A 259-nucleotide genomic window follows, 5' to 3' on the forward strand; every position below is an offset into this window, starting at 1 on the left:
GACCTTCTCTGGAAGATCACCGTTCTTGATATCCATTAGGCCCAAGTCAACGTAGTTATACAGAGTTTTGGTTGATACGACTTGATCCTTCTGGAAGATTCCCTTGGCCAAAGCATAACCCACGCAAGCATCAAGAGACCAGCCTTGATTATGGAAGCAGTGGGAAACATAGTCGATAAACTTATGTCTGCGAAGAAACAAGCTCTTGCGGCCGCATTCGCTTCTATGTAGTTCGTAAGTGCTTTGCCCTTCGACAGCT

General features: G+C 45.9%; 1 pseudogene. It reads right to left on the bottom strand.

From position 1 onward, the window contains the following. A pseudogene (locus tag FD23_RS08930) lies at positions 1 to 259 on the bottom strand (IS30 family transposase); the annotation flags it as partial.

Source organism: Lactobacillus delbrueckii subsp. delbrueckii DSM 20074 = JCM 1012 (assembly GCF_001433875.1).
In the GTDB taxonomy this organism is placed as follows: Bacteria; Bacillota; Bacilli; order Lactobacillales; family Lactobacillaceae; genus Lactobacillus; species Lactobacillus delbrueckii.